Here is a 7,656-nt window from a genome sequence, read left to right on the forward strand (position 1 = left end):
CGCGGACGGATCGCCCGCCGCTCGGTTCGCCCTACGGGCTCGCCTCGCGACAGGCGATCCGTCCGACAAGCCACCTACCGTGCCCGGCGCTACGACCACTCGACTCTCGCAGTCAGTGGACCGAAGAACGGGGTCCCTCCAAGGTGGAGTGCGCAGGCGCCGTAGAACGCGGCGTCGCTGGGTAGGAGCCCAGCCTATGCGCCGTTTCGCTCACCGCGAACGAGCCGATCTGGCGATCGTCGCGGCCGGAGTTGCCCTGGCTATCGCCATCATCCTCGTCTTGGTCGCCAAGGACGACAAGCCGACGCCGGGCCAGCAGGCTCGACTCGTCCTACGAGACGCCGCAAACCGACAGCGGCGTGGCTCCGATCACCGGCCGGACTTCCGCATCTACACGTTGGGCGAACGCTTCCGCCGTGAGGACGCCACGCGGCTGCTCGATCGCTGCGAGACCCACGCCGATGAAGTCGAGGTCTTCTATGGGCCGTGCCGCGACGGCGGCGAGTCGGGGTGCGGCTACGACGCCTCGGTGCGCAGCCAGCCGGCGTGCCTGCGCCCGCGCGAGCTGGACGCCATGTTCAACACGCCGCCCGACGCGGACTTGGCCCCGGGAACCATCACCACGGTTCGCGGTGTGCCCGCAGTGATCGGTGAAGGCCAGATCGTGCTGATGACCCGCGACACGTTGATCACCCTCCAAGCCGACGGTGCACGTGCGCGGTCGACGCGCTACGCCCGGCCGCGGGCGCCGCAACCACGCTGCCCAAGCCGGACGCCTCGGTGGTCGACGGCAAGCTCCGCAACAGGCAGTGCCCCGCATAACGGTCGCTGGCGGTACGCAACCAGGACGCCTCAGCCGCGAGCGAGCATGGTCCTGGCTCCCGAATCCCAACGCCCCCTCGCTTCCGCTCTGGACGAACAGGCGGCAGCGGCGGCGGCGTGAGCGAGAGGTCCTCTCGGCACCTCTTCGCCGCACGCGGACCGCGGAGGTTCGAGGCCTCTCATCCGCACGTCGACCTGCGCGGCCCCAACGGCGCGAGCGGGCCCACCATCTGCTCGCCGGAGCAGTTGTAGGACTCGTTGTGCCGCTACGGCTACGTTGTGCCACGCCTGGGGGCCGACTTGAGGTCTGAAGAAGCGCTCCGCGCAGACGGTGCCCGGTTCGGGCAGCCCGGTGATCCGAGCAGGCGCTCGTCCTTCGACAAGCGTGTCGCTTCGCGTCGCCTGCGGCGAGACCTGACGGCCCCACGCTTGCTCTCCCTCCTCCCCAGCCCGCTATCGGCCGGGCCATGCCCAAGACCTCCAGCACCGCCACCCGCAAGTCGCCTTACACGTCTGGCCCCAAGCCCACCAACAAGCAGCTCACCACGCTGCGCCGCCTCGCCAACCAGACCGGCACCAGTTTCGCCAGCCCGAAGACCAGGGGGGACGCCTCCCGCGAGATCAGCCGCCTCATCAAACTCGCCAACGGCACCGACCACCGCCTCGAGCGAGACGCGATGCGCCGCGAGCGGCACGCCATCAGCATCGACCTGGACGAGCGGCCACGCGACGCCACCGCCATCCGCGACGACGAAGTTACCGGCTGGGGCTCTTCCGCCCGCTGGGCCTGAGCCAATACCCAGGAGCGAAGGGCGCGACGCCCGTCGCGCCCTTTGCTAGTTCGTGCTTCGCTCCATCAGGCGTGGACTACGCGGGTATAGGAAGCGACCGTGATCTGATGTGCCGGCTACTGACGGGCATCGTTGGCGGCCGGTGTCACGGCGGCCGAGCCGAACGCGCGGTTGAGGCGGTCGACGTCTTCCTTGCGTGACTTGGCATGCATGTAGCGCTCGGTCGTCGACATCTTCGAATGGCCGAGGAAGTGCTGGACGAACACCGCGTCGCTCTGGCGGGCCACCAGGCTCCCCGCGCCGTGCCGCAATCCATGAAGCTTGACGTGACGCAGGCCCGCGGCCTTGCGCGCGGCGTGGTACCGCTTGCGCAGCGACGAGGCGTCCAGTCTTCCGCCGACGCGCCCACAGAACACGTAGTCGTCGCGGCTGGTGAAGTCGCCCCGCATACGCAGACGCTGCAGGGCGTCGTGTGGCGGGTCGGCCAGCGGCACGTAACGCACCTGCCATGCCTTGGTCGGCCCCTCCACCGAAGCGCTCACCGCACGCTGCACGATCACCCGGCGCCCACTCAGGTCAACGTCGCCCCACCGCAACGCCAGCGCCTCCCCGACTCGCAGGCCCGTGTAGGCCAGCACACGAAGCAACTCGGCGTCCTGGGCGTCCTCGGCGCAACGGGCCTCGACCTCGTCGTCGGTCACTCCGGCCGGCCGACGGCGATGGCGACCCTCTGCCGCGGTGCCCGCCAGCAGCTCGACCTCCTCAGGCTCGAAAAAATCGAGCACCGACGGCGGCGCCTCGCGACGCTTGTCGGTCGCGATCGCCGGGTTGGTACGCAGCGAGAACGTGTCCTCGCGCTGGGCGTAGCCGAAGATCGCCGACAGCACCTGGCGATGCTTGTTATGTTCCTGGGCGACAGCGCCGCCCGGTCGAGCCCGCGTAGGAACGCCGACACATCGGCCACCTTGATCTCGCGCGCGGCACGGTCCCCGAACGCGCCCATAATCCGCCCCTCGCAACGTCCCTCGCCACGCGCGTGCCGAGCCCCGGGCTCGGCGAGCATCGACCGATAGTCACGCAGCGTCGACGGCTTCGCGCCCTTGACCTCGGCCAACCACTCCATCCAGGCGGCGGCGACCTCGCGAAACGACACCGGACGATCGCGCCCGGCCCGCGCCAGCCGCGCCTCCTCGGCGACCCCGGCGGCGTCACGCTCGATCATCGCCGCCATCGCCACGGTCGCTCGCTTGGCATCGAAAGCGTCCTCGGGTACCCGACCCTTGCGCGGCTCCCACCCGCCGTGTCCATCGGAAACCAGCCACGCCGGCCCGATCCTCCTCAGCCGCTGACGCCCTTCATGACGCCACTTCGCCTCGTAGAACGGGTCGCCTTTCGAGCTCTTGCGCACAACCAGTGAGCCGGTCGGCAGACGAGAGGAGCTAGCCATCGCCAGCACGTTACAAGGCCGCCACGTCGGAGGCTACCGCGGTAGCCTCGTTCTGTCTGGGCTACCACTTTGGCTACCGCATCAACCGGAATCGCCTAAAAACAAGCCGATTCCGTCGGCCCAGAAGCACGGAACCATGCGGCCTCAACCTTCTGCTTCCTGCTTGCCATGCAGAAGGTCGAGAGTTCGAGTCTCTTCAGCCGCTTCGGAGAAGGCCCCGCAAATTGCGGGGTCTTCGTCGTTGCGGGGGTAAGCGTGCAGGCTGTATGTCCCGGAATCGTGTCCCGAGAAGCGGGTGAGATTCGGCGAGACTAGGAGCGTCTTGCCGCGATTTGAGCCTCATCCGTCCAATGGCGTCGGCGAGCCAGCCGAGTCCGCGGCGCACGTTGCAGCCAATGCCGATCTTGAGGGCACTGACCTCGATGGGCCACCGGCGCCGTTTACGTCCCTCCTCACCGCTTAGCCCACCGGGCGTAATCAGGGCGTGTCGTCGTGCGGGTTTCTGTGGGTTGCCGGCGTGACGCCGTGCAACTACGCCGCGCGGGCCCGAGATCATCCGGCCGGTATATGGTGTGATCCCCGCCATGGACGTGCGTTTCCCTCGACTGCTCGAAGGATCCTGGCTCGAGGATCAGCACGACGTGATCGTGGCGCGTCGGCCCGACACGCTGGTGATCGACATCGGCGGCCTCCGCCGGTCGCTGCTGCTCGGCGACGCCCGGCTGCTCGCCCTACTCGCCGACGCGCGTCAGCACGGGGTGGCAATCACGCTCTCCACCGGGCGCGCTCCGGTGTCGCCGGCCGGCGACGGCCGCATGTGGAGCCTCTTCACCGGCTCCCCCGCCGGGCTGATCCTCGCTCAGATGGCCGACGCGGTGCTCGACCCCGACGGCGCCGACCGCCGCGATGAGATCCTCGCCGAGCACACCCGACTCGCGATGGACGATGGTCACGTCGGGTGGGGCACCGGGCGAGAGCGCGCGCTCGTGTCCGTCGCGCGCCTCGGCGGCCCCGCGCCCGACCCGCCGCTCGACCGGCGCACGACCTTCGCCGCGTTCGCCGGACGCTTCCGGACGCTCACAGGACTCGTCTTTGAGCGGCCCATGGGCGGCGCGCACATGGTCGCCCTCGCGCGCTTCGCGGCGGAGGCGCTATCGAACACTGCCCTGCACGGCGTCACCGACCACCAGGGCCACCGCGTGGAGGGCATGCGCCTGCTGCTGGTGCGGCGCCTGCCGCTCGTGCAGGAGGGCACAGAGGCCGATTTGCGGTCGGGGTCCGGCCTGCTCGACGCGTACCTCTCCTCGGCGCGCGAGTGGCTCAGCCCACGCGCAGGCGACACGTACCTCGCCGAGGTCACGATCGCCGACACCGGCGTTGGGATCGCCGGCCGGCTGGGCGGCCCGGCCGTTCATGACGGGCCCATCGCCGCGGAGTGGGCGTGCTTCGAGCGCGCGCTCAAGCCCGGCACCACCTCGAAGACGAGCGCCGAGTCCGACGCTGGCATGGGCCTCGACAAGATGCTCACGAGCGCCCGGCAACTCGGTGGCCTAGCCATCTTCCGCTCCGGCCGGCTTGAGGCGCGCTACGACGGCCTGACCGCCGCTCGCGGCGGTCAGGCCACCTGGGCGTGGAACGAGCGCACAATGCTCGCCGGAACTGCGGTGTCGTTCCTATTCCCCTGGCACCAGCGGACTCAGCTGCAGCTGCCGGTCGATCCGCCGCGTTGATGCAGATCGACGTCGCCGAGCTGCGTAATGGCGCCCTGCCGCACAGCAGCGAGTACGATGACTTGCTCGTCCCGTGGCGCCGCGTCCTTTACGCACCGGTTCCCCGCTGGACGCATTGGGGCGAGATCGACAGCCTGCTCTACGAGCTCGACTCAGAAATCCGCAGCGCCGCAGAGCTCGTCGTGCTGCGCGCCCACCAGCCCGACGCAGCGCGTCTGCTCGCGTCGGAGGACCTGCGCCGCGAGCTCGAACTGCGCCACAACCACCGGCCCGTGTACCTCCTCTGCTGGGAGGACGGCGGCTACGCGATGCGGCATCTCGCCGGAGCAGAGACAGACGTTCCCGACCAGGAGACCTTGCTGGCGCTGCTGCGCGACGCCGAGCTCGGCGCGCTCATCGCGCAGCCCAATGTCGAGCTGCCCCACGCCGCAGAGGCCCACTACATCGGGCCGAACGGCCAGCACTACAACAGCTTTATCCGGATCGGGACCGCCATCCAGTCGATAGACCGCCTCGACGGCGTCACATTCTGGCTGCTGCGCTTCGTCGACGGCGCGACGCTAGTCATCCTCGACTCATGGACCATCATGAGTGTCGGACTCAACCTGTCGCGGTACACGAGCGAGGCCGGTGTTAAAGACCTCAGCGTGGTCGGCGTCGAGTGCCAAGGTCGCTACGACGAGGACGCCGGCCAGCTGGAGGCACGCGTCGACGCTCTGATCGAGCACCTCCTCGAGGATGGCACCCCACCAACCCGGGCGCTGATCGTCGGGTCGACGAGCTCAACGGGGGACTCGATCGGCAAGCTCAGCGGGGTCTGCGAGACCCTCGACCTGCCTGTGACGACGGTCGCCCTGTTCGCGCCTGGCAACGACCACGCCGACGCCGTGTTCCGCCATCGATCGGAGCTCGGGCAACGCTGGGAGAACAGGGAGACGTGCGAGCGCTGCGCCGAGGGCGCGGCGTGGGTCGAGATCTCGCCTACTACCTACCACCTCCACGTCACCGCCAGCGTTGAGTACGCGTCGGTGACGCAGGACCTCGCCCAGCGGCTACAGCCCTTCTTCGACCGCTACCGCGGCAAGGATCTCTTCCGCGTTCACGCCTGGCAGCACGACGACCGCTCACGGCATCACATGCTCGACATCGACGTGCTGAAGATGCTCGTTGTGCCGGCCTTCCGCACACAGCTCGACGAACGGGTCAGCTCGCTACCCGAGTTCGACGTGATCCTCACTCCTGAGCACCCGGCCGCTGTGTCGCTAGCCGCAGCGGTCGCTGACCTCACCGGCCGTGATGTCGTCCGCCGGCTTCCCGGCGATCTGGAGGTCATGGCGGAAGGCGACCGGGCCAAGCTGCGTGGGCGCAAGATCCTGCTTGTGGACGACGTCGTCGTCACCGGCACGCGCCTGCACGTCTACCGCCAGGCTCTGCAGCGCGCCGGGCTGACCGACGGCGGGTCCGAGCTGCGCTACCTGGTCGGGCTCGCGCGACCCGCGAGCAACGAGCGCCTGCGCACCATCCGCAACACGGTCCACGGGCCGCACAACTTTCACCCTGTCGAGACGCTCCTTCTACCGCACTGGGACGACGAGCAGTGCCCGTGGTGCTGGGAGCACCGCCGCCTGCGCGACCTCGGTCCCGGGATCGAGCGCTCCGAGCGCCTCAGCGCGCGCCTGGAAGCGCTCGAGCAGCCCGGCGGGCTCGCCGACGACCTATTCCTGCGGTGGGGCGACGAGAAGGAGCGCTTCTGGGACCTCGGGCCCCAATCGCTGTTCCACACCGACACCCAGGCCGAGCTCTTCGTGAACGTGTGCGCGGCGCTGCAGGAGCTCCGCGGCCGCCGGGTCGGCGGCCTGAACGAGTCCTACTCGACGCCCGTCGCCCGCGTGATGGACCCCGAGTTCTTCATCTCGGGCACGTACTACGTGCCGGTGATCAAGGCGGCAGTTCTACGCGCTGCGCACACGCACGACGTGCGCGCGCATAAGCACGACCCAGAGATCCGTAAGGAGATCGTCGAGAAGCTCCGGGAGCCCGAGTGGCAGGGGCTCGTGCCGGAGCTGGCGTTCGCTATGGGGCGCCGCGAGCTGCCTCCGATCGACGACGTCCTGCACGAGGACGACGGTGACCCGGTGATGGCCGAACTCCTGCAGCGGCTAGTGGCGCTCGGGCGCTAGCCGTGGTGCGCGATTGCTCCCTGCTTGACCGTCACCGTCGGGTTCCAAACGGTGATCACGTGGCCGTATTGCTCGGTGCGCTCACCGCCGCCGAGCCAGTCCTCGATGTCGTTGTCGACGTGCGGGGCCAGCGACGTGATCGCCTGGCGCCAGGCGATCCAGTCGACGGCGCCCACGCGGGCGAATGTGGCGCCCGTGGGATGCCCGTCGCGGGGTGCATCAAGCATGCCGGCGTCGAGGACGACGATCTCGTCGCGCCACTCGCTCGGGATTAGGCGTTCTATCGTGCTCATGGGGTTGTTACCACCGTCATCGGCAGCCGCGGTCCCAGCTTGGGCGTGGTCGAGACTGCGACAGTGTTACAAACGCGGGTGCGGACCGCGAACGGCGGGGTGCAGCCGCCGATGTGCCAGGCAGGCGACGATGCCGGCCCGGTGGCGCGGTCGTCGAAGCGCCGGCAGAGAAGTGTGCCGTCCAGGGGGCCGCGGGGGAGCCCGACGCCACATGCCCATCTGAGCTCGCTTCCGTAGGTCAACGCAGCACCCGTTCCGCTTATCTGTGCCGGGTTCGGGCGTCAAGTGCGCTGATCGAGTTGTAGGGGTAGGTGCGTCGTAGTCGCGGGTGGGCTGTGGCCGGGGTGGAGCAGTTGGGTGTGGTGCGCGCGAGTGCCCGGGCTTATCTCGGTC

Annotated in this window: 6 protein-coding genes; 4 read left to right on the forward strand and 2 right to left on the reverse strand. The window is 69.1% G+C overall.

Annotated features, from left to right (window positions below; all coding sequences use genetic code 11):
- The first annotated feature begins 196 nt into the window (after positions 1-196).
- On the forward strand, positions 197-943 hold the full coding sequence (locus tag VK501_RS28515; protein WP_324343452.1) for a hypothetical protein: 747 nt from the start codon (positions 197-199) through the stop codon (positions 941-943).
- Positions 944-1,289: 346 nt separating this feature from the next.
- A complete protein-coding gene (locus VK501_RS28520; RefSeq protein WP_324343453.1) occupies positions 1,290-1,613 on the forward strand; it encodes a hypothetical protein in 324 nt (107 codons plus the stop codon).
- A 116-nt stretch (positions 1,614-1,729) separates the two neighbouring features.
- Here the strand turns inward: VK501_RS28520 and VK501_RS28525 are convergent, their stop codons facing one another.
- Positions 1,730-2,500: a tyrosine-type recombinase/integrase gene (locus VK501_RS28525; RefSeq protein ID WP_324343454.1), complete on the reverse strand. Its 771-nt coding sequence runs from the start codon at positions 2,498-2,500 to the stop codon at positions 1,730-1,732.
- Positions 2,501-3,644: 1,144 nt separating this feature from the next.
- On the opposite strand from VK501_RS28525, the gene VK501_RS28530 reads away from it, so the two are divergent.
- Positions 3,645-4,790, forward strand: a complete 1,146-nt coding sequence (locus VK501_RS28530; RefSeq protein ID WP_324343455.1) for a hypothetical protein — start codon at positions 3,645-3,647, stop codon at positions 4,788-4,790.
- Positions 4,790-6,970 (forward strand): phosphoribosyltransferase, encoded by a 2,181-nt coding sequence (locus tag VK501_RS28535; protein WP_324343456.1) that lies wholly within the window; start codon positions 4,790-4,792, stop codon positions 6,968-6,970. The genes VK501_RS28530 and VK501_RS28535 overlap by 1 nt, the downstream gene beginning before the upstream one ends.
- On the opposite strand, the gene VK501_RS28540 is transcribed toward VK501_RS28535, so the two are convergent.
- A complete protein-coding gene (locus VK501_RS28540) occupies positions 6,967-7,263 on the reverse strand; it encodes a hypothetical protein (RefSeq protein WP_324343457.1) in 297 nt (98 codons plus the stop codon). The genes VK501_RS28535 and VK501_RS28540 overlap by 4 nt on opposite strands.
- Between the last annotated feature and the right edge of the window lie 393 nt (positions 7,264-7,656).

The sequence above is a fragment of the Baekduia sp. genome, from assembly GCF_035318805.1.
Taxonomy (GTDB): Bacteria; Actinomycetota; Thermoleophilia; order Solirubrobacterales; family Solirubrobacteraceae; genus Baekduia.

Coding starts and splice junctions, on each gene's coding strand:
- VK501_RS28515 (WP_324343452.1), top strand. CDS start 197: ATGCGCCGTTTCGCTCACCGCGAACGAGCCGATCTGGCGATCGTCGCG.
- VK501_RS28520 (WP_324343453.1), top strand. CDS start 1,290: ATGCCCAAGACCTCCAGCACCGCCACCCGCAAGTCGCCTTACACGTCT.
- VK501_RS28530 (WP_324343455.1), top strand. CDS start 3,645: ATGGACGTGCGTTTCCCTCGACTGCTCGAAGGATCCTGGCTCGAGGAT.
- VK501_RS28535 (WP_324343456.1), top strand. CDS start 4,790: ATGCAGATCGACGTCGCCGAGCTGCGTAATGGCGCCCTGCCGCACAGC.
- VK501_RS28540 (WP_324343457.1), bottom strand. CDS start 7,263: ATGAGCACGATAGAACGCCTAATCCCGAGCGAGTGGCGCGACGAGATC.